The organism is Alistipes sp. AF14-19, from assembly GCF_003461645.1.
Classification (GTDB): Bacteria; Bacteroidota; Bacteroidia; order Bacteroidales; family Rikenellaceae; genus Alistipes; species Alistipes shahii.
Genome location: NZ_QTXM01000002.1, coordinates 213,825 through 239,762, shown reverse-complemented (window position 1 = coordinate 239,762; position 25,938 = coordinate 213,825). Strand labels below are relative to the sequence as shown.

At 53.6% G+C, this 25,938-nt stretch carries 25 protein-coding genes and 2 pseudogenes; 13 read left to right on the top strand and 14 right to left on the bottom strand.

The genetic code is table 11. From position 1 onward, the window contains the following. Positions 1–6: 6 nt before the first annotated feature. Together DWW03_RS03235 and DWW03_RS03230 are read right to left on the bottom strand one after the other, a co-directional pair. Positions 7–3,207, bottom strand: coding sequence for a TonB-dependent receptor (locus DWW03_RS03235; RefSeq protein ID WP_018696900.1), 3,201 nt, complete (start codon positions 3,205–3,207; stop codon positions 7–9). 345 nt (positions 3,208–3,552) lie between these two features. Further along, on the bottom strand, positions 3,553–4,503 hold the full coding sequence (locus tag DWW03_RS03230; RefSeq protein WP_026318576.1) for a FecR family protein: 951 nt from the start codon (positions 4,501–4,503) through the stop codon (positions 3,553–3,555). 252 nt (positions 4,504–4,755) lie between these two features. Between DWW03_RS03230 and DWW03_RS03225 the strand changes: the two genes are divergently transcribed. The 10 genes from DWW03_RS03225 to DWW03_RS03180 all read left to right on the top strand — a co-directional run bounded on the left by DWW03_RS03225 (position 4,756) and on the right by DWW03_RS03180 (position 13,170). Then, positions 4,756–5,343 carry an RNA polymerase sigma-70 factor gene (locus DWW03_RS03225; RefSeq protein ID WP_118406302.1) on the top strand — a complete coding sequence of 196 codons (588 nt, stop codon included), beginning with the start codon at positions 4,756–4,758 and terminating at the stop codon, positions 5,341–5,343. A 1,211-nt stretch (positions 5,344–6,554) separates the two neighbouring features. Further along, a complete protein-coding gene (locus tag DWW03_RS03220; RefSeq protein ID WP_082426659.1) occupies positions 6,555–6,806 on the top strand; it encodes a helix-turn-helix domain-containing protein in 252 nt (83 codons plus the stop codon). Positions 6,807–6,894: 88 nt separating this feature from the next. Then, positions 6,895–7,470 (top strand): ORF6N domain-containing protein, encoded by a 576-nt coding sequence (locus DWW03_RS03215; protein WP_018696897.1) that lies wholly within the window; start codon positions 6,895–6,897, stop codon positions 7,468–7,470. A gap of 8 nt (positions 7,471–7,478) precedes the next feature. Further along, positions 7,479–8,342 (top strand): Bro-N domain-containing protein, encoded by an 864-nt coding sequence (locus tag DWW03_RS03210; RefSeq protein WP_118406301.1) that lies wholly within the window; start codon positions 7,479–7,481, stop codon positions 8,340–8,342. Between the two features lie 877 nt (positions 8,343–9,219). After that, a complete protein-coding gene (locus DWW03_RS03200; RefSeq protein WP_118406300.1) occupies positions 9,220–10,224 on the top strand; it encodes a fusion protein in 1,005 nt (334 codons plus the stop codon). A 47-nt stretch (positions 10,225–10,271) separates the two neighbouring features. Next, a complete protein-coding gene (locus DWW03_RS03195) occupies positions 10,272–10,529 on the top strand; it encodes a hypothetical protein (protein ID WP_118406299.1) in 258 nt (85 codons plus the stop codon). Further along, on the top strand, positions 10,526–10,756 hold the full coding sequence (locus DWW03_RS03190; RefSeq protein WP_117506988.1) for a hypothetical protein: 231 nt from the start codon (positions 10,526–10,528) through the stop codon (positions 10,754–10,756). The genes DWW03_RS03195 and DWW03_RS03190 overlap by 4 nt, the downstream gene beginning before the upstream one ends. Positions 10,757–10,774: 18 nt before the next feature. Continuing rightward, positions 10,775–12,499, top strand: coding sequence for a ParB/RepB/Spo0J family partition protein (locus tag DWW03_RS03185; protein ID WP_118406298.1), 1,725 nt, complete (start codon positions 10,775–10,777; stop codon positions 12,497–12,499). 50 nt (positions 12,500–12,549) lie between these two features. Further along, positions 12,550–12,813, top strand: a complete 264-nt coding sequence (locus tag DWW03_RS16405; protein ID WP_147344284.1) for a hypothetical protein — start codon at positions 12,550–12,552, stop codon at positions 12,811–12,813. A gap of 114 nt (positions 12,814–12,927) precedes the next feature. Next, a complete protein-coding gene (locus DWW03_RS03180; protein WP_118406297.1) occupies positions 12,928–13,170 on the top strand; it encodes a hypothetical protein in 243 nt (80 codons plus the stop codon). A gap of 223 nt (positions 13,171–13,393) precedes the next feature. Here the strand turns inward: DWW03_RS03180 and traN are convergent, their stop codons facing one another. From traN to DWW03_RS03150, 6 genes are read right to left on the bottom strand one after another with little or no spacing between them, the layout of a single operon-like run. Continuing rightward, on the bottom strand, positions 13,394–14,299 hold the full coding sequence (traN, locus tag DWW03_RS03175; RefSeq protein ID WP_118406296.1) for a conjugative transposon protein TraN: 906 nt from the start codon (positions 14,297–14,299) through the stop codon (positions 13,394–13,396). Between the two features lie 7 nt (positions 14,300–14,306). Then, complete coding sequence (traM, locus tag DWW03_RS03170; RefSeq protein WP_259301972.1) at positions 14,307–15,536, bottom strand: conjugative transposon protein TraM; 1,230 nt, start codon at positions 15,534–15,536, stop codon at positions 14,307–14,309. Continuing rightward, positions 15,511–15,768, bottom strand: coding sequence for a hypothetical protein (locus DWW03_RS03165; protein ID WP_118406295.1), 258 nt, complete (start codon positions 15,766–15,768; stop codon positions 15,511–15,513). Before DWW03_RS03165 ends, traM begins: the two co-directional genes overlap by 26 nt. Then, positions 15,758–16,381 carry a conjugative transposon protein TraK gene (gene traK, locus DWW03_RS03160; protein ID WP_018696888.1) on the bottom strand — a complete coding sequence of 208 codons (624 nt, stop codon included), beginning with the start codon at positions 16,379–16,381 and terminating at the stop codon, positions 15,758–15,760. The genes DWW03_RS03165 and traK overlap by 11 nt, the downstream gene beginning before the upstream one ends. 13 nt (positions 16,382–16,394) lie before the next feature. Next, entirely contained in the window at positions 16,395–17,414 is a 1,020-nt protein-coding gene (traJ, locus tag DWW03_RS03155; protein WP_161988221.1) for a conjugative transposon protein TraJ, read from the bottom strand. A gap of 9 nt (positions 17,415–17,423) precedes the next feature. Beyond that, complete coding sequence (locus DWW03_RS03150; protein WP_118406293.1) at positions 17,424–18,056, bottom strand: DUF4141 domain-containing protein; 633 nt, start codon at positions 18,054–18,056, stop codon at positions 17,424–17,426. 80 nt (positions 18,057–18,136) lie between these two features. Between DWW03_RS03150 and DWW03_RS16535 the strand changes: the two genes are divergently transcribed. Then, positions 18,137–18,481 (top strand): hypothetical protein, encoded by a 345-nt coding sequence (locus DWW03_RS16535; protein ID WP_181989600.1) that lies wholly within the window; start codon positions 18,137–18,139, stop codon positions 18,479–18,481. Here the strand turns inward: DWW03_RS16535 and DWW03_RS03140 are convergent. The 6 genes and pseudogenes from DWW03_RS03140 to DWW03_RS03115 all read right to left on the bottom strand — a co-directional run bounded on the left by DWW03_RS03140 (position 18,478) and on the right by DWW03_RS03115 (position 23,649). Continuing rightward, a pseudogene (locus tag DWW03_RS03140) lies at positions 18,478–20,982 on the bottom strand (TraG family conjugative transposon ATPase). The gene DWW03_RS16535 and the pseudogene DWW03_RS03140 sit on opposite strands and share 4 nt — an antisense overlap. A gap of 4 nt (positions 20,983–20,986) precedes the next feature. Beyond that, complete coding sequence (locus DWW03_RS03135; RefSeq protein WP_118406292.1) at positions 20,987–21,301, bottom strand: DUF4133 domain-containing protein; 315 nt, start codon at positions 21,299–21,301, stop codon at positions 20,987–20,989. A 3-nt stretch (positions 21,302–21,304) separates the two neighbouring features. Continuing rightward, complete coding sequence (locus DWW03_RS03130) at positions 21,305–21,562, bottom strand: DUF4134 domain-containing protein (RefSeq protein ID WP_019150812.1); 258 nt, start codon at positions 21,560–21,562, stop codon at positions 21,305–21,307. A gap of 200 nt (positions 21,563–21,762) precedes the next feature. Further along, the gene (locus tag DWW03_RS03125; protein WP_118406291.1) at positions 21,763–22,500 is read right to left on the bottom strand and encodes a hypothetical protein; all 738 of its coding nucleotides are present in this window, start codon (positions 22,498–22,500) and stop codon (positions 21,763–21,765) included. 2 nt (positions 22,501–22,502) lie between these two features. After that, the gene (locus tag DWW03_RS03120) at positions 22,503–22,883 is read right to left on the bottom strand and encodes a DUF3408 domain-containing protein (RefSeq protein ID WP_118406290.1); all 381 of its coding nucleotides are present in this window, start codon (positions 22,881–22,883) and stop codon (positions 22,503–22,505) included. Beyond that, positions 22,876–23,649, bottom strand: coding sequence for a ParA family protein (locus DWW03_RS03115; protein ID WP_118406289.1), 774 nt, complete (start codon positions 23,647–23,649; stop codon positions 22,876–22,878). Before DWW03_RS03115 ends, DWW03_RS03120 begins: the two co-directional genes overlap by 8 nt. Before the next feature lie 581 nt (positions 23,650–24,230). Between DWW03_RS03115 and mobA the strand changes: the two are divergent. Together mobA and mobB are read left to right on the top strand one after the other, a co-directional pair. Beyond that, positions 24,231–24,656: pseudogene (gene mobA, locus DWW03_RS16805) on the top strand (conjugal transfer protein MobA). After that, a complete protein-coding gene (mobB, locus tag DWW03_RS03110; RefSeq protein ID WP_118406288.1) occupies positions 24,641–25,933 on the top strand; it encodes a conjugal transfer protein MobB in 1,293 nt (430 codons plus the stop codon). Before mobA ends, mobB begins: the two are co-directional and overlap by 16 nt. Positions 25,934–25,938 lie beyond the last annotated feature (5 nt).

The following is a 25,938-nucleotide window of genomic DNA, read 5'->3' as shown; positions in this document are numbered from 1 at the left end:
TGTTCTTTAGAATTGGAATTTTACATTGAAGCCCAGATTACGCATCGAAGGCATCATAAAGTAGTCGATACCCTGATAGTTCATGCCTGTCGAAGCTACGGCTTCGGGGTCGAACGGGGCCTTGCAGTAGATCATCCACAGGTTACGGCCTACGAACGAAACGGTCATACGCATCTTGTCGCGGAACCATTTCGAAGGGAGCGTGTAACCCAGCGAGAGCTCCTGTAAGCGGACATTCGTGGCGGAATAAGTGTAATACTGCGGTAATCCCGACTGCGAACCGATTACTTGATACCATTTCTGTGCGTCGATCATGTCACGGCCGTTAATCATCACGCCACCGGCATCGCGGGCTGCGGCCGAGGCCTCCGACACGCCGTACAAATCCATATTGGCTTGCGTAGCCGAATAACAGATACCGCCGATGCGGGCCGTGAACAGTACGCCGAGATTGATACCCTTATAGTTGAAATCATTACGCCATGCGAGATTGTATTTAGGAAATACCGAACCGAGATAAATGTCATCCATATAGTCGTCCTTGACGGCTACGTTGCCGTTCTTGTCCACTTCGATATACCCGTCGTCGTTATAGACCAAATCGGAATTGGTATAGAGGTCACCCAGTGTTCCGCCCGGTTTAAGGATATATTTGGCCTTACCCAGCCCCTTGATCTCCAGTCGTTCTTTGGTGATGAGTTCGCCGGTCTCGGGATGCACATAGTTGTGAACCAGTTCCACGATCTCGTTCTTGTTCCACGAGAAGGTAAAGTTCGTAGACCAACCGAAATCGCGCCATTGGTTCTGATAGCCGAGCGACGCTTCGACACCCGTATTGCGGACGTGGCCCGTCTGGAGATAGATCGTCGAATAACCCGATGATACAGAAATCTGCGGGTCGAACGTCTGGTTGTAGGTATCGGCCCAATACCACGAAGCCGACAAACTGAAGTGCTTCCACAGACGCGCGTCGAGGCCCAACTCATAAGTGCGGGTGCGTTCGGGATAAAGATCGCCGATCGGATAGTGTGTCTTGGCTGTCCAAACTTTATTCGTTGCGTCGTACTCGTAGGTCGGAACGGTCAGGTGACGCGGAAAAGGCATACCTACCGAAGCGATCGAACCGCGAATCTTCAGATATGTCAGCGCATTGCCCATATCCCAAAGTGAGGTCGGCACCCACGAAAGACCCACCGACGGGTAAAAGAACGACGATTGCGGGGAGTTGGCCAATTGCGAAGCCCAGTCGTTACGGCCCGTGAGGGTCAGGTAGAGCATCTGTTTCCAACCCACTTCCACCGAGGCGAATATCGACTGCGTCTGTTCCTGCCAGCCGTATTTTTCGGCGCGCTTCTTCGAATCGTCGAGGTCGAAAACATTGAACACGTTCGGCAATCCATTTTCCTGAATCGGGCCGCGGTACGACAATTGGTCGATTTTGACGTTGTTGATCGAAGCGCCGACGTTGGCTTGCAGCGACCAATCGTCTCCGAAGGTCTTGTTGATGTTCACCATAATGTCAGCATAAGTCTGCGTATCGTATTCGCGCTGTTCGGTATAGTGACCGTTCTTACCGCCGTCGGTAATCGTCGTATTCGACGAAGCATAAAGTTTCTGCGTATAGAGCGAGTTCGCATTGTCGATGCGCACACGGCCAGCAACGTTCAACCACGGAAGAATGTCATAGGAGGCCGAGAACGACAGCATGTAACGCTTCTTATCGGTATTGCGTAGGTTGCGGTGGGCAATCCAATAAGGATTTTGCATACGCAGGTCACCGCCCTCAAGGTCGTCCGACCAAAACTGTTCCATAAGTTTAGAGGCGGGATTGTAACGCTCGAAAATACGATAGGAGTCGAAGTTCGTCCCGCGGGGAAAAAGATAAGCAGGAACCAGCGGGTTGGAGTAGACACCCTGATTGGTCATGTTCTGATCCTGCTGGTAAATATAGCTGGCCGAAGCATCCAGACGCAGCTTGTCTTTCAGGAAATAGGACGTATTGCGAAATGTGAAGTTGTAACGGTCGTATTCATTATTGGGAATGATACCGTCCGAATTGACCGAGGCTGCCGAAAAGTAAGTCTGGTTCTTGTCCGTACCGCCCGATACCGTCACGGCGTTGGTGTAGACGTGTCCTGTCTCGAAAAAATCATCCGGCGTATATCCCAGACGCGCCGCAGGTGCCAATTTCTCGCCCCAGCTGTAAATGGCCGACCCGGACTGAAGACCGTTTAGTCCCGTGCCATAGCGGTTCTGGAACTCCGGCTGAACGAACGGGTTCAGAAACTCTGTATTACTCGAAAGCGTCACTTTCAAAGCTCCAGCCTGTCCCTTTTTCGTGGTGATCATCACAGCACCGTTGGCAGCATTCGAGCCGTAAAGAGCCGCGGCTGCTGCACCTGTCAGCACCGAGATGGATTCGATATCCTCGGGATTGATGTCCGCGATGGCTTCGGTAGCACCCTTCGAATCGAATTCCGTACCGCCACCACCGCCGAAGTTATACATCGGAATACCGTCGATCACATAGAGGGCATTCGACGACTGCGAAATGGATTTATTACCGCGCAGCACGACTTTCGATGCACCGCCGACACCTGACGACGAAGCATTGATCGTAACGCCAGCGACTTTACCTGTCAGCGAGTTCATGAAGTTGGCGTCCTTGACAGTCGTGATGTCTTCAGCTTCAACTTGTTGTACATTATAACTCAGCGCCTTCTCTTCACGTTTGATACCTAAGGCAGTAACGACTACCGATTCGATTTCCGAAGCCGATTCCGCCAGTGTAATCTCAAAAGAGGTGCGGTTGCCGACAGCTAAAGTTTGAGGTTCGTAGCCCAAGTAGCTTATTTCGAGCTGTGCAGTGGCAGGTGAAGCGATCGTTAGCGTAAAACGACCGTCGGCATCGGTTGAAACACCATTCGTCGTACCTTTGACCAGCACCGTGGCGCCGATAATCGGTGCGCCGCCGACATCGCTGACCTTACCTCCAATCAGAACTGAGTTGGATGTGGATTTCGGTCGGTTGAAAATAATAATGCTTGTTTTTTCGATGCGATAACCGATATTGAAAGGGGTAAAAATCTGATCTAACACCTCGGCAATAGCTTTATCCGAAACATTCAGACTTACTTTGTGGTTATTGAGATCCTTGACATCCTGATTGATGAAAAGATATCTGGTCTGGTTCTTGATCTCGTCCATAACCTGTCCAAGCGACGCATTCTGTACTTTAAGCGTCACTCGGGCCGTCTGTGCCTTGGCTGATAATATGCCGAGGCTCAGACAAACAAGTAAAGTAAATCGAAACAGTCTTCTGATTTTGTGGAATACTGTTTTTTTCATACTTTTGTAAATTTAGATAATAGTTTTCTCGATTAGTATTTTGCTGACTATTATCGCTGGTCTGCGAATAGGCGATTTCGCAGACCTTTCTTTATTATAGTCAACGCTTTAGTGTATTAAGTCACGCGGTCATTTCTTCATAGTTATTTTAGAGTTTTTAGTGAAACATGAGTGCTTGCACGAAATTCAATTACAATCACATTATTATTTAATTACAATCACGTTCGTTTTTTCATCACGAGTATAACTAAAGCCGGTAGATACCTGCTGTAAAATCTGGAGCGCATAATCTACACCGTCCGAAATGCGGACTTCTCCGCTCATCACGTTAATCTGCGGCATCCGCTCGCATTCGATGCGTATTTCGACATTGAACGCCCGCTCGAACTTGGCCATCAACTCGTCGAATGGCATCCTCTTCAGATGAACTAACCCTTCCGTCCAGCAGAGTTCTGCAAAATCTTCGGCACGTTCTTTATACAGGCGCCCGTTAGAGAGTGAGACAACATCGTGCGGATACATGGTGATTCGCTCATTAGAATTGGCGCGGTTTGTCACCTGTACTTGTCCCTCGATCAGCGTGGTGGTAAATTCACCACGCTCGGCATCGGCCAGCACGTTGAATTTCGTTCCGAGTACCCGGATATCCGACGCGAAGGTCTGGACAATGAACGGATGCTTCCTGTCCGGTGCAACATCGAACAACGCCTCACCGGAGAGTTTCACGCTGCGGGTCTTGCCGAAGACGACCGGATATTCCAGTCGAGTACCCGAATTGAGCTGTACCTGTGAATTGTCCGGAAGCGTGAGAGACATCTGCTGTCCGGCAGGAACGACAATCGACATATTCTGCTGCGACAACGCATTCCGATAAAGCGTTTTACCCGTATACGCGGCTCCGATCATCAGTATGACGGCAGCTGCCGAACGCAGACTATAACGGACGACTTGCCTCCAGATTCGGCGGCGCTGCGGCGCGGCTGTCGGCATAGCGTTCGGCTTGGCGGCATACACCGCCAGACCGGAGAAAATCATGAAAGCGGTCTTGAACTCCTTACGGTTGGCTGGGGTCTCCTCGACCCATGCCAATATCGCATCTTCTTCTTCCGACGTAGTTTCGCCCCGAAAATATTTGAATAATAATTTCTCGTCCATAGTTGTCAAAATTCTTGTTCGATCTCCCCGGATCGGTTGTTATTTTTTTTGGTCTTTAATAATATATCGAATGAGCGTGGGTATGTTTACCCCTTTTTTTGCAAATAAATATTTTTATGAAATTATATAAAATATTGATTAATGTAAATTATTGAAATACATTAATTTGTATAAAAATATCAAATCTATTTTATTTTTTCAGAATATAACTTATCTTTGAATTCCCAAAAAACTACGAATCCGCTATACTCAATGACGCAGGCGATATTAGATACGCATGAGTTCGATCGACTGTACTCCGAATATAAATCACGGTTCATCGTGATCGCCTATGCCCTGTTGCGTGACAAGACGTTAGCCGAGGATCTTGTTACGGATAGCTTCCTGCTTCTTTGGGAAAAAAGACAGGAAATTCAGTTGTCACAAAATGAATTTCCGGCTTATATTCTCGGTATTGTGCGCCACAAGTGTATTGACGCATTGCGCGAGCGTCAAACCCATCTTCAAATACAGCATCAGATGTATCTGCGTGGCATGCGCAACATCCGCACAAGCCTCGGACTACTTGAGGATTGCGATCTCTCGAAGGTGCTTTTTCATAAGGATGTCGAAGAAATATTCCGGCGGCGTCTGGCCGAAATGCCCGAACTGTCGGCGCAGATTTTCATTGCCAATCGTTTCGAGGATCAAACCTATCAGCAGATTGCCGAGCGCTACGGCATATCGGTACGCAAGGTCACACGCGAAATCCAGCGATGCCTGCATCTGCTACGCGAAGACTTGGGCGACTACCTGCCAGTGGTGATGCTGCTATTCCCGAACCTGCTCAGCAAACCGTAGAAAAAAGAAAGGGACGGCCGAATCGTGATTGTGATTGCGATCGCGGTTGAATTTCGTGAAACACCGTGAACTGATCGGGGGCCGTCCCTTTTTCCTACAAGAAATCGGAATGTTTTCGATAAAAAGAGCAGAAATATTCATGTTTTCATAATATTCCTTTCGTCCTGATTCCGAATGATTAAAGGGTATTGATGATTGGAAATAGTCCTCTGCCCTGATACTATAATTTGCTGATAAAGTTCGGCGTAATACAACGATTTCCACCAGAACTCTACATATCGAAAATAAAAAAGGACAATGCCGGTGACGTTAGGCGACGTTCTTGTTCGGAAAAAACGGTGATGTAAATCCGTATCAGGTACCGGCATTGTCCGTAGTGTCGACTCTGCAAAAATACAAAAATCATATTGCATTGATGTATTTTGCTGAAAACAACTACTATTCCGACTGAATTTTATAATATTGCCCCTCCTCGTAGCAGTCGATAACGGAGCGAGGAGGCGTATAATAAAACGGATGCGGTGATATTCGACGTGATAGTGACGCAACTTCACACTGTTTTTTGAAGAATTCAACCGAATAGCAGCCGCATCCGTTATTTTTTTATGGTCGATCCGGTAAGAAAAATTTATCCCGGAAACAGGAACCGGGCTACCGTTGCCATATTTAGGAGCCACAGTTGTTGCGGGAATTATATTGCCGGCGGCCGTTCCGTATATAATATGTGCCGCCCGCACATACCGATTCCGTCTGCCGGCGGTCGCTCGGCGGGTGCAATCCGTATGAGGTAATGTATTCGGCAAATGGCGGCGCATGACGGTTTCGGGTTAGTGGATGATGCGCCCGCAGAAAATAAAAAGGGGGCGCGGTGTCAGCCCCTACTTGTCGGTCTTGGAGTTACCTTCAGATGGAAGCTGTCCTGCGCCCCAGTCAAGCCCTGCTTGCAAACAACAAACAGGACATAACCGGAGCTGACAACCATTATACCATCTGATTAAACATCCTCCGAAGAGGTCTCCAAGTTTACAAGTAGGTATAAAGAGTTGTTTACCCTTTATGATTATGTCCGTCGGCTACGCCGAACTATTCAATCGCAAATGTAGCATAATTTCTGTATTTAGAAATCCACGTATGCAAATATAATCAAATTTTTCGAATACACGTGAAATCACGTGTATAAAATTTTAGACATCACCTTTCCTTTGCAAAAAATGCGAACAAAGGTTCCCAAATATAGAGATACTACTTTTCAACGGCTCTTGATAGAACGTATGCAACAATTACGTTCGGATCATGGGTATTCTCAAGAAGAAGTTATTGAGTTTACACATTTAGATATTTCTCGGTATGAATCAGGAACCTCCATTCCAAACACACAATCTATACTGAAACTCTGTAAATTATATAACATCACAATCGCTGAATTCTTCGCACCGATAAATTATCCTGCGAAAAAAGAATAGAAAAGACGAAACGGAGCGGTTTCGTCTTTCTTTTTGCAAAAAAGCGACTATATTTGTGTTGAAGGAAAGAACTTGCCCAAACTTATTGATGGAAGAACTCACAACCATACAAAGTAAAATCTACGAAATCCGCGGCCAGCGCGTGATGCTCGACTTCGACCTTGCGGCGCTCTACCAAGTTACGACCAGTGCATTGAATCAGGCCGTAAAACGTAACATCGAACGATTTCCGGAAGAGTTCATGTTCCGCATTTCCGAAATTGAATGGAAAAATATGTCATCACAATTTGTGACGACATCCAGAGTGAAGCGGCCGAAGACATCCCTACCTTATGCTTTTACCGAACAGGGAGTTGCGATGCTTTCTGCGGTATTGCGCAGTGGAATGGCAATACAAGTAAGTATCTCTATTATGAAAGCATTTGTCGCCATGCGCAATTATATTACGACAGCTACAACCGTTACTTCGGAATTGGCTGAAATCCGGGCGAAGCTGGCTCTGCTGGAGCGGGCGGACGAGGACAATGCCGAGGCGGTGAACGACCTTTCGGAAGACATGCGCAAGGAGCTTGACAACATCTACGAGGCCATCGCAGCCCTGTCGGTCAAAGTTCCAAAGGCCCGCAAACAGCCCCGGCCCATCGGTTTTAAGCAATCAAAGTAAAAAGAGCCATGACCCAAAAGCAAGCGATACAACTTTTTGAAGAGCGTAAGGTACGCACCGTCTGGGACGACGAAGCGGGCAAGTGGTACGTTTCGATTGTCGATGTTATCGCAGTTTTGACCGAAAGTAAAGATGCCGCAGCCTACTGGCGCAAACTCAAACAACGGCTGAAAGCTGAAGGGAATGAAACCGTGACAAATTGTCACGGTTTGAAAATGACCGCTCCGGATGGCAAGATGCGCCTAACCGATGTGGCTGACGTAGAGCAGCTTTTCCGACTGGTGCAGTCGATTCCCTCGCCGAAAGCCGAGCCGTTCAAGTTGTGGCTCTCTTCGCTTGCCCGCGAACGGTTGGAGGAGATCGACGACCCGGAACAGGGCATCGACCGGATGCTGGAATACTACCACCGCAAAGGCTATTCCGAGAACTGGATCAACCAGCGGCTGAAATCCATCGAGGTACGCAAGGAACTGACCGACGAATGGGAACGCCGCGGTATCAAAAAGGGACAGGAATACGCCACGCTGACCGATATTATTACGCTGGGCTGGTCGGGTATGACCACGCGCCAGTACAAGCAGTACAAGGGACTGAAAACCGAAAGCCTGCGCGACAACATGACCAATCTGGAGCTGGTGCTCAACATGCTTGCCGAAGCGACGACCACCGAAATTTCGAAAGAGCGAAAACCGCGGACGGCCGCAGCGAACCGTGCCGTGGCGGCACAGGGCGGACGTATCGCCGGGAATACCCGCCGCGAGATCGAAGCCCAGACCGGAAAAAGAATCGTATCGCCGCTCACGGCAAAACAGGCATTGGCCGAAAAAACAGCCGAAGGGATCGAACACCCGGAGGCAGATACGACAGAATGATCCGACGGTTCGCAATCGGTTTGAGGCCGCAATTTGTGACCTCGAATTCGAAATCACAAAATGGGATATCCAATTAGAATAAATATATGCCATTGGGAACGGTCGAACGCTGAAAATCCCGATACAGAATCGGTTGTTTCCAAAATGGAAATAACCGCCGCCTACGGCAAAGGATTTACGGCTCGCAGTATTTTGAAATTATTGGCTACCGATAGCAAGATACAATCCGGCCAAAGACAGATAAGCAGATATGTTAAAAGACATATCTGTTTTTTATATCCGGGTTGAAAATTCCTCGTATGTCTTTGTGCTGTTTCCGAGACTACCTACTCCCCGTTTAGCACGTTATGCACCGCATTTGCCTTGCTTCCGTTTCCGTGGGCGAAGCTATGGCAGGGGGTCGGAAAACAACCAAGATCGGGGCCCTTCGGGTTCAGACAAATAAATCAGCCGCAATATATAAGTTGCGGCTGATTTTTTTGTCCTGAAATCTTGTTTGTATTCCGCCCCTCTGAAATATAGCCCACGGAAACGGAAGCAAGGCAAACGCGGCCCATACGGCATAAAAAAAAGGTCGTAGTTATGAAACAGCACAAAGACATACGGGAAATTTTGAAACGGAGCGGCACCGCTCCCACCGGCATCTGCGGGTTTTGGAGGTCTGCGGCAAGTTTCGCGGCTGTGCTTTTCGGCGCGTTTGCGGCGTTCAAATTTCTCGCGGGCATCTATCTCGGTGCGGGCGGTTTTTTGGGTTTCTGCCTCTCGTTATGGCTCTTGCGGCGGTGTCGGGACATCGTGCGTCTCGTCCTTTCCCCCGTGGTTGTCCTCGTGCGGTTTCTTCTGCGGCTGTTTTACTAACATTCAACACCTTACAACTATGGGAAAAGTCACATTGTTATTCGCAGGAAAGAGTTACGACACCGACGTACAGAACGTGCGGGAGAATCAGATCGTCATTTTCGACGGCCCTTACAACATGCGTCAGCGCATGGTCGTGGCCGGAATCGCACACACACAATCCGGTTACAATTACCGATTGATCGACCCCGAAACCGCCGAGGAGCACTCCGCGGATCTGATCCGGCCCTTGCGGGACAAATTCGGTATCGGGCACTATTACGACGACGAGCACCCCGAATTTATGGATGCCGCCGAGGTCGCGGCGCTTCGTACCCGTGCCGACGCCCTCAAAGCCGAGCAGGAAGCCGCCCGACGTGCGGCGGCGGAAGACGCGGAACGGTTACGCACCATCGGCGCGGAGCGTCTGCGGCAGATCGTTCCCGACGATGCCGTGGCCGTCATCATCGGCGAACAGCATGAAAGCGAGTGCGACCCTTATACGGACTATTTCGGCTCGCGTATCGTGCGCACGGTGATTCTCGGCTTCTCGACCCACTCGCGCGATCTGTTCCCCGAAATGCGCAAGGCCGCGGCACGGTTCGAGGGCACGGCACACCTGGCCGAGCGTAATGCCGAGTACGAACACCGCGAAAAGTACAGCATGGGGCACGGCTATTACCTTGGTACGCACCGCTATTCGGGCTGGCAGGTCAGCAAGGAATCGTGCCGCGACAAAGAGGGCATTATCAAGCGTTTCGCCGTCGTGGCCGGAAATTCCGACAATGTATGCATCGAGAACCCTGCACCCGTGCAGACCGCCGCCCCCGAAACCGTGGCCGACGCACGTGTCGAGATCGTGGAATACTCCGCGAAGTCGATCGCCGTATTCGGCGATACGAAACCCCTGCGCGACACGCTCCGCGATCTGAACGGGCTGTTCCGCGCCTGCCTTACGCACGACGGCACCCGGTGCGCCGGGTGGATTTTCTCCAAACGCCGAGAACAAGAGGTGCGCAGCGCATTGGCTGCCTATCTCAAATAACATTCAATCCGGGGCGGGCATCCGCCCGCCCCACAACACCCGAGAGCATGAACGAACAGATAACTGCTATCGCCGCGCTCCTGCTGGAGATCAACGGCAAAGAAAAATACACCGCCTTTTTCGATTTCAGCGGCCATGTACACACTTTCAGCATCCGGATTTATTCCGGCAAGTGGTCGCAGGGGAAAGACCCTCTTTTCAACCTCTCGTTACAAAACAAAGACGGACAGCAATGGCGGAATTGGGACAACGCGCATGCCATGTCCGGCGATTCGATCCTCTCATTCTTAACGACTTTATTATGAAATCATACGAAGAAATCATACAGCGCACGGCGGATTTCGACTACATGATGCGCACCCGGTTGCCGGAAAAATACATGCCGGAGGTGTTCGGCGTCACGGCCGGGGAAGATCCCGATCTGCGGCAACTCCTTCACAACGCATCGCGCAACGGCATAGGCATTACCTACCTGCTGTTCAAAATACCGTACGACCGCCACAAGCAACTGATTAAATACCTTTCAAAATAATCTTAAAACCATCATGCCATGAAAACGAACGAAAACAACACCACGACCGCAACCGCCGATCAGAGCACGAAATCGACCGTTCTGCTCGCTATCGACAAAATCCGCCCCAATCCCAACAATCCGCGGCGGAGTTACGACGAAAATGCCCTCGCGGAACTGGCCGCCTCCATTGCCACGCACGGCCTTATTCAGCCCATCCGGGTGCGAGCCGCAGAACAAGGCTGTTATATCATCGTCTGCGGCGAACGCCGCTACCGTGCCGTGCAACTGCTCGGCCAGACCGAAATCGAGGCCATCGTCGATGCCGCACCCGCCGACGAACGGGTGATCTTCGACCTCGCGCTCTCGGAGAATATTCAGCGCGAGGAGATGCCGCCGCTCGACGAGGCCGAAGCCTACAAAGCCGCCATGCAGACCCTCGGCGGGGATGCCGCCGCCGTGGCCGCACGCTTCGGCAAGAGCGAGCAGTATATCTACTACCGGATGAAACTCAACGAACTGCTCCCCGATGCAAAAAAACTCCTGCGCGAAAACTCTATTACATTGGGTCTCGCTATGGAGTTGGCACGATACGGGAAAGACTTGCAAAAGACGATCTGCAAAGACCGCCTCAAAGACGAGGAGGGGTGGCGGAAATACTCCGTAAAGGAGTTCAAGCGGATGGTGGACGCCCATTATACGAACGATCTGGCCCGGTATCGCTTCGACCAGACGGCGTGTGCCGCATGCAAGTACAACGCAAATACCTACGATATGTTCGCTACGGGGGCCGGACGATGCACGAACCGGGAATGCCTCGAAGCCAAGAACCGCAAGTTCATCGAGCGAAAAAGCGGAGAACTGCTCGCGCAAAACCCGAAATTCATCCTTTGCAAAGACCGTTACGGATGCGACGACCATGATAAGGCCATAGAGCATATGACCGAAAACGGGGTCGAATGCAAGGCGTTCGAATACGGGCAGGTGCAGGAAATGCCCGCTATGCCCGCGGAACCAAGTCCGGCGGATTATGCCACCGATGCCGATTATACCGCGGCGATGCAGATCTATGAACAGCAGAAAAAGGCTGCCGAGGAAAAGACCGCCGACCTGCTGGCCAAGCACGACGCCGGGGCGATCCGTATCTTCGTCAAGACTTCGCGCGACGACGCCCGGCTGGTCTATGTGAACCAAGCCGCTAAAGGCAGGGAATCAACCAGGGAACTGATCGCCCTCCTTGAGGAGAAGAAAATCCGCAACACGGAACTCGCACACGAAAAAACCGTCGAAGCCGTCCGGCAGATCGTCCGCGACGAGGAGATCGCCCCGACGCCGTTTACCCAGCTGGAAGACAACATTCTCTATTACATCATGCTCAGAAGCCTGCGGCGCGAACACCTCGCCGCCGTGGGATTCCCCGAAGCGTATTATTTGACATCCGAACAGAAAATCTCCGTCATCAATGCGCTGACCGACGAACAACGCGACCTCATCACCCGTGATTTTCTTGTAAAAAGCCTTACATCCGACATCGGTTTCGACAAAACGGGGAAGCAACTGCTGATGGAATTTGCAGCCTTGCACCACAAAGAGAAATACGAGGTTGTGAAAGCTCAGTTCGACGAGGAATACACGAAGCGCAACGACCGTCTCGACGAGCGTATTGCCGTTGCCGAGGCGCAGGAGAAAGCCAAGACCAAAGCCGCCAAGAAAGAGGGCAAAAGGGGTAAGAAACCCGAGAAAACAACAAAGAAAGCCGCCTAAAGTCTGATCGGGGACGGCCTGCGGGCCGTCCCCATAAAACCGAATGAATCATGTTGAAAGAATTTATCGACGCTCTTCGCCGGCATGGAATCGCCGTTTTTGATCTGATCCAGGCAGGTGCGGGGAATCACATTTTTTTCGCACGCCGAAACGGCCATACTTGGGGTATCCGGATTTCCCGGCAACGAGGCGAACCCCGTTATACCGTGCATATCTTCTCCGAAGAATCGGACATAAGGGGCACTTATTCCTGTCCGCCGGGATTGTTGCTGACAACTATCGAACTGCGATTCAACGACCTTGCGACACCATAAATAAGTCCCGGTTTCCGTCTGCGGCATGACTGCCGCAGACGCGAACGGGCGGACGCCCGCGGCTCCCGCCATACCGCCACCCCGAATTGTGTCAAAACATCATCTGACGAACCTATGAAATCTTATATACGTATCGCTCCCGATGTGGAATATTTCACCGATTACGACCGTTTCCGCGAGGAGCAAATCTGCTGCGCCGTCGCCGAAGACGGCACGAGTCTGTTCAGCCGCATCGAGAACCGCCGCTTCATGCACACGGTGCGGCACGATCTTTCCGAACGGGTTATCGAGCTGCTATGTCGGCAGATACATCGTGAAATATGCACATTGCACTATGGCGGACAGGCCGTGGAATGACCTGCCCACCACACCAGAGAATTGTAAGTTGTAAAATATTAAAAGTGCCCGGTTTTACCGGGCACTTTTAATTGGGTTCAACCCCGGATCAATATCTGTGTTTCGGATACTCCGGAAAGAGGATCAGCCAACATAGTCCGATGGCGACCAGTACCGACAATATTCCCATTGTCAGGCAAAGAGCCGTTAGAAAGTGTACGAGCATCGAATCTTATTTTTCCCGTTACAGCAGTTTTGCTTCTAACAACTCTTCGGCTGGTATTTCCACCGTCTGATGCCGGGCTCCGTTCTTCTCGATGATTTCCAGTAAAAGCACCTTGTCATCGGAGATCGTGAGTTTGGGCAGCGCGAATACCGTCCGCTGGCGCTGGTGTCCCCTCACGACGGCCGGATCGTTGCATACGCGCAGGATTTCGAGCGGCGTCTGTTGTTGTGCCGTGCGCTTGGTGAGTTTGCGATCCGCTACGATGAATCGCCGCGCATCCACCTCGAAAGAGATATTCGTGTCGTTCGAGATACAGGTGTGCATGTATATCACGTCATTGAACACGTAAATTCCCAGCACTTCGACTTCGATGCCGTACTTTTTCGTGCGAATGCCTTTCACATCCGTACGGTTCTGCCGGTATATGTCGCTCAACATGCGCTTTACGGTCGCGGGCTTCTCACGGCCTACCTCGCGCAGCAGCACCCGGCTTTTGGTTACTGGGGCCGGCGACAGCGGATCGCCCGCAGCAGTCGGTTCCTTTACACCTTTCGTCTGTGGTTCCTGCACTGTAAGATTGACGGTCGAGACAGCCGGATTCTCGGCATAGTGGACATCGAAAGTGAAAAATCCTCCGTCCTCGGTGATGACCGTCAGGTTTGTTTCGGCTATGAAATTCCGCACGGCGGCTTTCACGCGCACGACGTTCTCGGCCCCGTCGGCTTTGCCAGCGATGATGTCCATCGAGCCGATGTCGATATATGTAACAGGCGACGGGAACAGGATATGCACGGTTTTCGTAAATCCCGCTTCGATCCGCAGGGGGCGGATCTCCACCGGCGTTTCCGGTGCCGTCCGTGCCGTGACTTTGACCGCCGCGATTGCCGCGACGATCAGAATCAGATAAATAAGGTCTCTTTTCATAAACGTTCTATTCTTTTGAAATCAATAATAGCTGATGGTTGGCTTTGAGGGTTATCTTCACCTCGCGGAGCTTCCCGGCGACATACTGCGACGAAGCCTGCAATCCTCCGCGGGCCAGCTCGGACAACACCTGCTGCCCGGCCGAACGGGTGACGTTTACGCTCGTCCCGGCGGTCTGTCCTACGGACGCCAGCGCCTCTTTGAGGGCCGTCCGTTCGCGGGAGTTCGGGACGTTCAGCCCCGGCTGGCCGTCGAGGTCGTAAGCCGCGGCTTCGACAGCGAAGATCCGTCCGCCGTATTCGACGGACGACACCGTGACTTGCAGCCGCATTCCGGAGATCGTCGCAAGACCGTATAGCGGCGTATAACGGGGAATGGTCACTCCGTCGATACGCACGGCTTCCAGCAACCGCAGTTGCACGGTGCTTCCGGCACGTATGATTTGCGTCTGAGCGACACAAGCCCTGACAGTCGGAATGTCGGCATGCGCGACATCACCTGCTGCCGTGAGAAATCCCAAGTTACGTTCGACGGTGAAATCCGCCCGCGGATCGAGTGTCGAGGCTTCGACCTCACCCTCCCGAACGGGCTGCATGACGGACAGACGCGAATCCCTTCGCTGCTTCGTCGGCCCGGCCTCTTCGTCCGCGGCCGTTCCGCCGCCGAGATACTTCCGTGCGAGCTTGTACTGCTCCTCGGCCAGTTCCAGCGGATCGGGCTGCTGCCGCTCGGCGTCGAGCTGGGATTGCAGGGCCGCGACCTGCTCTTTCAGTGCTTCGACCTCGGTATTGCCGCAAGAAGGGGCCGGGGTGTAGAAAGCCGCCATTTCACCCGATATCCTCCGGTAGGCAGCATCCGATTCGTCGATCGCCGTCGGTGCTGCCGGAACTGTAGCATCCGCCATTTCCCCGGTCACAGGCAAGCGGTCGTCCATAACATCACCCAACGATTGTAGTTTCTCGCGCCGCTGCTGCTCGTACTGCTCCTGTTCGTAGACCTTGCGTTTGTCCGTTTCCGCCGGCTTTACCGTCGCTTCCGGAATCGTAACATTGTATCCGCCCGTTCCCGCCTGCTGCGGAGCCGGTTTCGGGGCGAACAAGTACCATAGGAAAATGCCGCACAGCAGTGTCATCACCGTCACGACACCTACGAACTTAAGTTGCCGGAGATGCTGCGATGTGAGAAATTGCGACAGCTTTTCAACTGCTCCGTTATCGCTCCTGCGTGTCATCTTCACTCGTGTTTAGAGGTAACAGGCTCCTTTCCGGCAGTAGTGGCTGCCGGAGGTGTTCGACGACGGGAATCGACGTCTCCCGACTCCGCATTCCACCGAACAGAATCATCAGGGCGACCGCCGCATAGACGAGCAGCAGCACAGTAACCAGCCCGAGCCGCTGGCGCGGCGTAAGACGTTTCATGCGGGCCTTCAGCCACGCTTCGGCCCGCGTCTGTAAATCTTTAGCGCTCATAACTTCCGAGGTCTTTGTTTTCGAGAATACGCAGATCTTCGATCAGGAATCCCTGCGGGTTGTTGTCCGAGCGTACGGCATTTCGCAGGCGGCATGTCGTGACGAGCGTCCGCTCCGTGACGTTGCTTTCACGGACGATCTTCTGCCGTGCGAAGGTCTCCACGGCATAAGGATAGCAGTCGAAATCGCATCGGATGCTGTCCACGACGACATTCTGCGATACGTTCGAGGCGATGATGCGGTTGAAATATCCCTTCTCTGCAAGGCTCTGGTAATAGGCGATGGCGCTTCCGTCCGCAAGGTACAGCGCCCTGCGGACATTGCCTTCGATGGCCTCGCGGTCGGGAGAGAGGGTGAAGAAGAGCTCGTGGAAGCGCCGCACGTGTTCGCGGGCTTCGACGGGACGGTTCTGGGCCATATCCTGCGAGAGAGCCAATATCAGCGACTTGCCCTGATCGAGTACGTAGATCTTCTGCCGCTGGGCTTCCGCGAAGCGGTAGGATGTCCACACTGCCGCCACCGAGATCAGCGTGCAGGCTCCCAGAAAGAGCATGCTGAAGAGCCGCAGGTGGCGAAAGGACGATTCTATATTCTTCAATGTTTTGAATTCCATATTTTATTACGTTTTATCGTTTCTTCAAAGCCCCTTTTATACGGCCTCCGACATTTCCGACCGCCGCTCCGGCGACTCCGGCAGCGCCCATCGCCACGGCACGTCCTGCGCCTGCGACTTTATCGCCGTAACTTCCGGCGCCTCCGGCCTGAATGATCCACGACGCAACGGTCGGCACGCAGAAATATCCGACGATTCCGATAATCATAAAAATGCAATAGACCGTATTGCTTCCGTCGGGTATGAACGTCGGGTCTTGCAGTCGTTCGATGTCCTGCTGGAGCATTAGAATCTGGATGCGCGAAAGGATCGCACCGAACAGGTCGCTGACGGGCAGCCACAAATAGATGCAGATATAGCGTGCCAGCCAAGACGCCAGCGTATTGTGAAAGCCGTCGTACACGGAGAAGGCGAAGGCCACGGGCCCCAGCAACGCCAGGACGATCAGGAAAAACGTCCGCACGGTGTCGATGGTCAGCGATGCCGCCTGGAAGAGCGTTTCCAGAAACGCCCGGAATGCCTCACGGACTTTCTGACCGAATTGATACCCGGCTCGTTCGGCATACATCCCGGCAATCGTCATAAGGTCTTTGGGCTTCCAGCCCAATTCGTCAAGCCGTTTGTCGAACTCTTCGTTACTGATAAGATAGGCTTTCTCCGGATCGCGGAGCATCGCCTGACGCTGCAATTCATCCTTCTGTGTCTGGTATTTCTCCAGATCGAACGCCTGTCGATCGACCAAATGCGATGTGGCATTGCTGATAGGTGACAGCAGACCGTTCAAAGGCCCCAATACGAGGGTCGGGAAGGCCATGATGCACAGCCCCAGCACAAAGGGCCGCAGCAGCGGGAATACCTCGATCGGCTCCGCGGCGGCAAGGGATTTCCAGACCCGGTATGCGATGAAAAACAAGGCGCCCAATCCGGCGAGTCCTTTGGCAATGCCCATCATATCGCTGCACAACGGCAACATATCGGCGTACAACGAGCGGAGAATCTGATGCAGGTTCGTCCACTCTACGGCTAACGGCATCGTCATAGGTTACCAATATCTGTCGTTATGGCCGCCGTACAAGGCCCGCACACGCTCCGAATCCCCGCGCTGACGGCTGCGCAGGAACGACACGGAGATATTCTTGCGCGTATAGTATTCCGTAAGATTGCGGTATTCGAGCATCTCGTAATAGATCCTGTCGATAATATCCAGCCGCTCCTTGTCGGTCATCGAAAGCCCTGACGGAGTGATGATCTGCTTCAGGTCGTTCAGCAGGTCGGCACTCGCCGACAGCAGCTTCGTATAGCCTGCGGCCATTGCCGTGAGTTCCTCGGCCGAATAATTCGTATCGTTAAGCATCGACCGGAAGTTCGAGATGTATATATCGGAGATGTCGCCCACGAGCAGCATCGTCTGCTGCACACGACGGGCGCTTTTGACGAGGTTATGCACCGACCGCAGCGCGTCGTAATATTTTTTCGACTGCTCGTAAATCTTTACCGTCTGCTGAAAACTCTGAAGCAGCGTACTTCCGTTCCGGGATGCTTCGACGACCTGCTTGGTGGAATTCACGATACCCTGCGCCAGATTCGAGGGGTCGCTCACCACCCACTGCGCCCGAAGCGGATGACCTGCCAGCAGCATCGCTGCCAGCAGGCCGAAGCCTATTCGCCGTCCCATCGCACCGGAGCCTGAAGGATTACTTCCGTCCCTATACGCTGCGGCCGGTCGTCGCGGACGAAAAGCCCGAAACATCCGATATGCAGAATATCATTGGTTGTGTGATGAACGACGCATCCGCCGGTTTGCCCGTACAAGACATGGAGCCACAGACCGTCATCGCGTTTGAGAATGACCATGTCCCGCACGGGACGTTCGCCGCAGAAAAGCGTCGCGGCATATCCCGGAGCCGTTTTGCGGATCGTGATCCGCTCTCCGTATTCGTTCTTTCAGCAGCCGCAGATACGGTCGTCGGCAACCTCGGATTGCAACTCCCGGATGGTCTGTTTCAGCGACTCGATCTCTTCCTGCGCCCGGCGCAGCCGTTCGTCTCGCGCGGCGAGTTCTTTTTTGGATATGAACATGATTTTCGGTTTTTAGGTTAATGATCTTCATTGCGTTTTTGCTCGGCCAACTGGCGTATGGCCAGCTCGATATTGCCGCCGAGCTTCTCCGTGAGACGTTGCAACTCCAGTTTTTCAGTCTCTTCGGTGGTATAGCAGAGGTATTCCTCAAGACTCGTTTCGGTAGCATAGACAGCAGAGTGTACGCCTCCGAGTCCGATCCACACCTCTTTGTAGCAGCGCTTGGGGTCATTGGCCCGATTGATCGACAACACCTGATTGCGTTCCTTATCACTCAATCCCAACAACTCCTGAATCTCGTCGAACTTGTTAGCATACTTACGCATGTCCAAAAGGATGCGGCAGTCGCAGTTGGCGATGACGCTCTCCTTGAGGACGGGCGACGACAGCAGGTCGTCCAACTCCTGCGTTACGCACATACACTCGCCGAAATACTTGCGGCAGGTTTTATACAAATACTTGATAAATCCCGCCATGCCCGCCTTGGCGATAGCTTTCCATGCTTCTTCGAGCAGTAAAACTTTGCGAATACCCTTCAGCCGCCGCATCTTTGTAAGGAAGGTCTCCATGATAATCAGTGTAATGACAGGATAAAGGACTTTGTTTTCGCTGATATTATCCAGTTCGAAGACGATGAATCGCTTATCCAACAAGTCCAACTGCTTGTCAGAGTTCAAGAGGTAGTCGTACTCCCCGCCACGATAGTAAGGTTCGAGAACGTTCAGAAAATTTTCAATATCGAAATCCTTTTCCCGGACGCGCTTTTTTTCCAACAGACGGCGGTAATCCGTTGCGACGAACTCGTAGAAGGTGTTGAACGAAGGTGTGACCGCAGTGCCGGTCTTGAGTTGCGAGAGGTATAGGTTCACGGCATTCGACAAAGCCACCTCTTCCGCACGTGTCGGTTCCTCGGATTCGCGCTTCCACAAAGTCAGCAACAGCGCCTTGAGCGATTCGCGCTTCTCGACGTCGTACACTCCGTCTTCGACAAAGAAGGGGTTGAAGGCAACGGGGGCATCCTCCTGATAGGTGAAATATATTCCATCCCGACCTTTGGTTTTCTGCCGGATAAGCGAGCACAATCCTTGATAGGAGTTTCCCGTATCGACAATCACGATATGTGCGCCCTGTTCATAATATTGCCTGCATATATGATTGAGGATAAAACTTTTGCCTCCCCCTGAAGGCCCGATGACCACACGGTTCCGGTTGCTTATCCATCCTTTTTTCATCGGGTAGTCGGAGATGTCGAGGTGAATGGGGATACCGCTCACCCGATCCGCCATCTTAATGCCGAAAGGCGACAAAGATGAGCGATAGTTCGTCTCTTCGTTAAACAGACACAAGCCCTGTTCGAGAAACGTATAGAAACTTTCTTCGGCGGGAAAATCCCCTTCGTTGCCGGGGATTGCCGCCCAGAAAAGCGTCGGAACATCCACGGTATTATGACGCGGCGTGCACCCCATAAGCGCCAGCTGCGCCCCGACATCGTTACGGATCTGCTTCAATTCCTCGCTCCCTTCGCCCCATGCCATGACATTGAAATGGGCGCGTATCGAGGTCAGAGAGAAGGAGTGCGCCTCATTGAGGTAATCGTCGATCCATTCCTTGTTGATTTGGTTCGAACGACTATACTGCGCGAGCGACTGCATGTTACGAGCCGTACGTTCGAACTGCCTGAGGTTCTCGTCGCTGTTATCCAAAAACAGATATTGATTGTAGATGTGGTTGCACGAGAGCAGCAATCCTACGGGAGCGGCGAATGAAAGCCGACAATCGGAACGCTCCGTCGAGAGGCGTTCGTAGCGGTCATCCGTACGAACGCTGCCGGGGAGGTCGTCCAGATCGGAAAGCGTATGCAGGCACAACGCCTTGTCGCCGATCCACATCCGGTCGGGATCGAGACGCATGTCCTGCAACGGGGTCTTCCCGGACGGTGACAGCGTGAGATAACGTTCGAGGATTCCCGAAGATTCGGGAGTCCCGGCAATCTCGTCCGCTCCGAGACGCCGCAGCCGGATATGGCCGCTCTCGCGGACGATGCTGGCGAACTGCTCCACAGCTTCCAGAAAGCGCGTCGTCGTATCTTTGTCCTGCAACTCCTTCGGGACGAGCGTACCCCGGCACAGCACACTGCAATCGCTCTGACGGCGGCTTTGCGCACGGGTTGTCTTCGTAATGAACAGGTAGCAGGTATGATGCAGAAAAGGTCGTTCGTTGAAATGCCGCTCGAACGACCGGCTCAAGAAACTCAAATCGTCTTTCCCGATGTCGGAACGATATTGCTCCTGAACGAAAATATCCTGCTTGTGCACCACGGTATAGTCCGGAAGCACCTTCACCGCTTTGAGCCATACGCCGTGCAGCGCTTCATATTCCTGCGAAGAGACGGTAAACAACTCCGGAAGCGTAACCTCGAACGCCACCGTGATGTTGGCGTCTTTGGAGAGGATACAATCGTGTTCGACCTTTCAGATCGGAAATTTCCGTTCGAGGGTTTCGGTTTTCAGGGTGTTATTCATGTTTCTAATGTCGGTTTAGAATTCTTGCCACACTTTTTCGGGAGACGATACGTCGCGGATGCCGCCGTGCGGCGAGGAGCTTCATCAGTCCGTAAGCCCCGTACTTGCGGTTCAGACGGAAGGTCAGCGCCACAAGTGCACCGCCCATCCCCACGCCCGCGACAAGGCATGCCACCTGATCGACCCCGCCCATATAAAGTACGACTACGAGAATGAAAACGGCGAGCAGGCCGCCGGCGAAGAGGAAGAGGTACTGCGCCCGCAGCCCCTTGAACTCCACCTGGCGGCCCACGCCTTTATTGATCGGATATTCGGCCATCGTCTAAAGGAAAAACGAACGCAGAATCGTGGCGGCGACGATCAGGAAGATACAGGCTCCGAACCAGCTCGCAGCGGTTTTAGACGTATCCGGATCGCCCGAACTGAACTTCTGATAGACCCGCACTCCGCCGATCAGGCCGATGACGGCGCCGATGGCGTAGATCAGCTTGGTCGCCGGGTCGAAATACGACGTGACCATCTGCGTAGCCTCCTGAATGCCGGCCATGCCGTTGCCTTGCTGCGCTGCGGCGTGCTGCACCGTGGCGAGCAGTCATACGGCGATTCATGCCGAACTGAAAATGAGTTTTCTTTTCATGGATGATTGTGTTTTTTAATTCGACTTCAGATTTTCTCTCCGGGCGCTGGGCCCGTGATTCATGCGTGCTGCTCATCCTGCCGTCAGCCTGAATCGTAGTATCCGGGAGCTTTCATAGCTTCGCATTTTTTAAGTTGAACAATCTATTTCGGAGCGGCAGCCATACGCTGCGCCGCTTCCTTCTCGGCATCGTCCAGATAACGGGCGATGATCGGGCTGGCGCCGGAGATGGCGTCCATGAGTGTGCGCTGCACTTCCGTATGGCGGATGTCACGCAGCACTCCGGCCAGGGTTTGCCGCTGCTCTTCAGGCACGGCCTGCCCCTTGCACAAGGCGAGGATGCAATCCAACTGCTGCGGAGTGAAACTCTGCGTCCCGGCAGGCGGGGCCGTCGTTTCGCATCCTATGTCCATCACCTCTTCGATCGCAGCTTCGCGCGTCAGGGTGTTCTCTTCCTCCGCGGTGAGCGCCGTAGGTTCCTTATGCATCCATCCCTGAACGGTCGCTTGCACGGCGCGATGTTCCTTATCGCCGTCGCTTGCCGGTACAAATGTATGGTCGCTTTTGTCTGAATTGTTCCCTTTGCGCCGGGAGTGGCGTGACACGGCGCGTGCTGGCGTCCGCTGACCGGCGCCGTAATCCCGGGTGACGACCAGCGCATCGTCTTTAGGGGTAACGGCCGCCGGCCGACGCCTGCGGCGGCGCGGCGGGTCGAGACGGTCGGCTTGCCGCCGATACCAACGCGCCAGCGCCCGGCACGTCGGCCCGAAGCAAATCTCGCCCAACTCGCCCCGGAAGAGGAACTTATCCAGAAACAGGTAGCAGAACAGCACGAGGAACAGCACGACGAGAGTTTCCGTGATTTTCATAACGGGTGTCATTCTTACAGAATTTTATTGAGTCCTTTGGAGCAGAGCGACCGTATTTCCGTTCGGTGCCGCTCGAAGTGCTGTTCCAATACGTTGTCGATGAAGTTCCCGACCGTAAAACGCCGGGTGCCCGCAACGCCCACGAGGGTCGTGATCTTGCGGTGCAGCCGCCGGTCGATGTAGACGCATTGCCGCGCTTCGGAAGGAGTATTCTTCAGAAACCGCGACGCATAGTCTTCCGCATCCGAACGCCTAACGCGCGGCTCCGAAGCAGACGCTTCCGTCGGCTCCGGGGCTATGGCATCTGACGCCGAGGCAGCCGGTTCGGGGCCGGCCATCAGGCTGCGCAGGTATTCTTCGTCGAGCTCCTGCCGGACAGGCACTTTCCTACTCATGGCACGGAAGTTTCAGCACGGCGCAGATCTCCGTCATCAGGCGGTCGAAACCGCACTCGGCGACGAAAGCCCGGTCGGGCGGCAGCAGCGTACACCGGTACACCGGGCCGCCCGCTTCCTGAATATCCTTGTTGAAGTTGCTCCGCACGGGAATATGCGTACGCAGATGCCGCAGCCCCAACTGATCGAGGACTTTCTCGTACTGCTCATAGAGCGGCGTCCGCTCGCGGCGATCCACCAAGTTCCAGAACAGGAACAGCTCCCGAAGATGCGCCCGTCCCGTCTTGATCAGGCGGTCGTTGAGAACAGAGGCGAAATTGAGCGTGCTTTCCAGTACAATGCGGTCGGCCTTCATCGGAATAAAGAGGTAGTCCAACTCGACGATCGTGGAGAGCACGCCTTCGTTGCCCACCGTTCCCGGAAGGTCGAACAGCACGACGTCGTATCGTTCTTCGGCGACGGCGGCCCATTTCCGCCATTCCGCCATTGCTTCGGAAGGTTTGCAGCAGAGAATACGATAAGGCTTCACCCCTTTGTTCTCGGCGAGCGAAACGAGGAGTCTACCGTAGATCGCCGAAGATTGCACGACGGCCTTGTCGCGGTTCGAAAGTTTGAGGATGGAGTGTTGCGGGTAGTCGCAGTCCACCACCGCGACGCGGATGCCGTGCAGGTAGTGCAGCCACGAGGTTGCCAGTACTGTGAGGGTCGATTTGCCGACGCCACCTTTCTGGGAGGCGAAAGCGATGCACAACGGATTCTGTTCCATACGAAAATAATTAAGCGATTAATATTTAATTCGTTCCGATACGCGGATACGTACTTGCGTATTTACGTATCTTCGGCGATTCATACGCCTTTGCGGATTCACATACTTTTGTCGGCAGATACGGATATAAGCTGTCACATACGAACTTCGGCATCTATGCAGACATCTATATCCGTATCCGCATAGCCGCGCAATGACGGAGGTACGGGAGGAAGAGGCTACGCGGGCAGGTAGATTCGTAAGTACCGATCCGCGCACAAAGAAAATGAGAAAACGCCCCCGTTCGGCGGCTCCGAAAACGGGTGGCGCCCAAAGGCGCGTATCGGCGTCCGTTGGCAGGTATATATCTGATACAACATAAGATAAAACGCTCTACCTTTGTCTCCGAAAGGAGTAATCCCGCTGCGACGCCGAAGGCACGCACCTTCATCCGGCCCCTGGCCGGATTTCTATATGCGCCCGCATATAGCAAGGGGTACCTTCAGCCGCTCGGAATATTCCGAGCCGCCGAAAGTGCCGCCGCGACCTGCGGCGCGGTGGACGGTTACTCCCGAGTCGTAACCTCAAAACACGGATGCCCTATGGATGCTGCCGATAAACCGACCTCCGTTGCGGGCCGCAAAGCCCTCGGCGACCCGCGCATACACCGCTATTACGTTCGCCTGACAAGCGAACAAAACGAGCGTTTCCTGCGCATGTACGAACAGTCCGGGATGAAGAATAAAGCCGATTTCATCTGCCACCGCATCTTCGGATGACCTTTTACGGTCGTCGTTAGGGACAAGAACACCTACGATTTCTATGTCCGGCTGACGGGATTTTACGCCCAGTTCCGGGCTGTCGGGGTGAACTACAACCAGTGCGTCAAAGCCATACACACGACCTTCGGCGATAAGAAAGCGTTGGCCTATCTCTACCGCCTGACGCTCGAAACACAACGGTTGGAACAACTCGTGAAGGCGGTCGTCGAACTTACGAAGGAGTTGCTGCAATGGTGCCGAAAGTAAACTCCGGGGCCAATGTCTACGGCGTACTCCAGTATAACCGCATTAAGGTCGAAGCCGGCGAAGGCCGGATATTATACATGCAGGGAATACCCGAACGCAGCGACGGCAGGTTCAGTATCGAGGAGTGTGCGGAAGCCTTCGGGTACTACACGGCGCTCAATCCCCGTGTCCGAAAACCGGTCGTGCATTTCTCGCTCAACCCCTCGCCCGAAGACCGGCTTTCGGAAGCGCAGCTTACGCAACTTGCCGCCGAGTTCATGGAACGCATGGGATATGGCCGCCAGCCCTATGTCGTCTTTCTGCACGAAGACATCGCACGGCGACACATGCACGTCGTCTCGGTGAGGGTGGACGAGCAGGGCCGGAAGATCGACCACAACAACGAACTGCGGCGCGCCATGGCGGTTTGCAGGGCGTTGGAACACGAGTACGGCCTGCATGTGCCCGAAGACGGCGGCGTGCAAACAGAACCGGAAGAATTGCACCGGGTCGATTACCTTCGGAGCGATCTGAAGCATCAGCTGCGCAACGTCGTGATGACGCTCAAACAGCAGTACGGATTCCAGTCCCTCGCGGAGTTCAACACGCTGCTCGAACGTTATGGCGTCGCAGCCGAAGAGATCCGAGGCGACGTGCGAGGCAGACCGTATCGGGGGCTCGTTTACCACGTGCTCGATGACGACGGGCAGCGCACGGGAGCGGCGGTCAAAGCGTCCCGGCTGGGCGATTTTTTCGGATGGAAGGCGCTGGAAGAAAAATTCGACGCCTCGAAACAACGGCTTCGGCAACATCCCGAAACGCTCGACCGCACACGCCGCGAAATCGACCACGCCCGGAGCGGAAGCCGCAACCGCGAGGAATTCACGGCCGAACTTCGGGAGAACGGTATCGACGCAGTTTTCCGGGAGAACGATGCCGGGCGGATTTACGGAGTCACCTTCATCGACCGCACGACACATCAGGTGTTCAACGGCTCCCGGCTCGGAAAGGAGTATGCGGCCAACGCTTTCGAGGCGTGGTTCAACGGTCGGGAGCAAGAGTCGTCCACACCCATGCCGGAAGAGTTACGGCCGTTGCCGCCCCTCGAACCGCCCCTGCCGGGACTATCTTCGGTCGAAGAGTTCGAGGAGTACATTGATACCCATTACGTTTCGATGCCCGACGTAATAGGCGAACTCATGGAATATACGCCCGAAAAGGAGTGGGAAACAGCTCCCGAATACCGGCTCTTCCCCCGCAGGAAGAAGCGGCGGCGGAAAATCCGGAAAAGAATTTAACAACC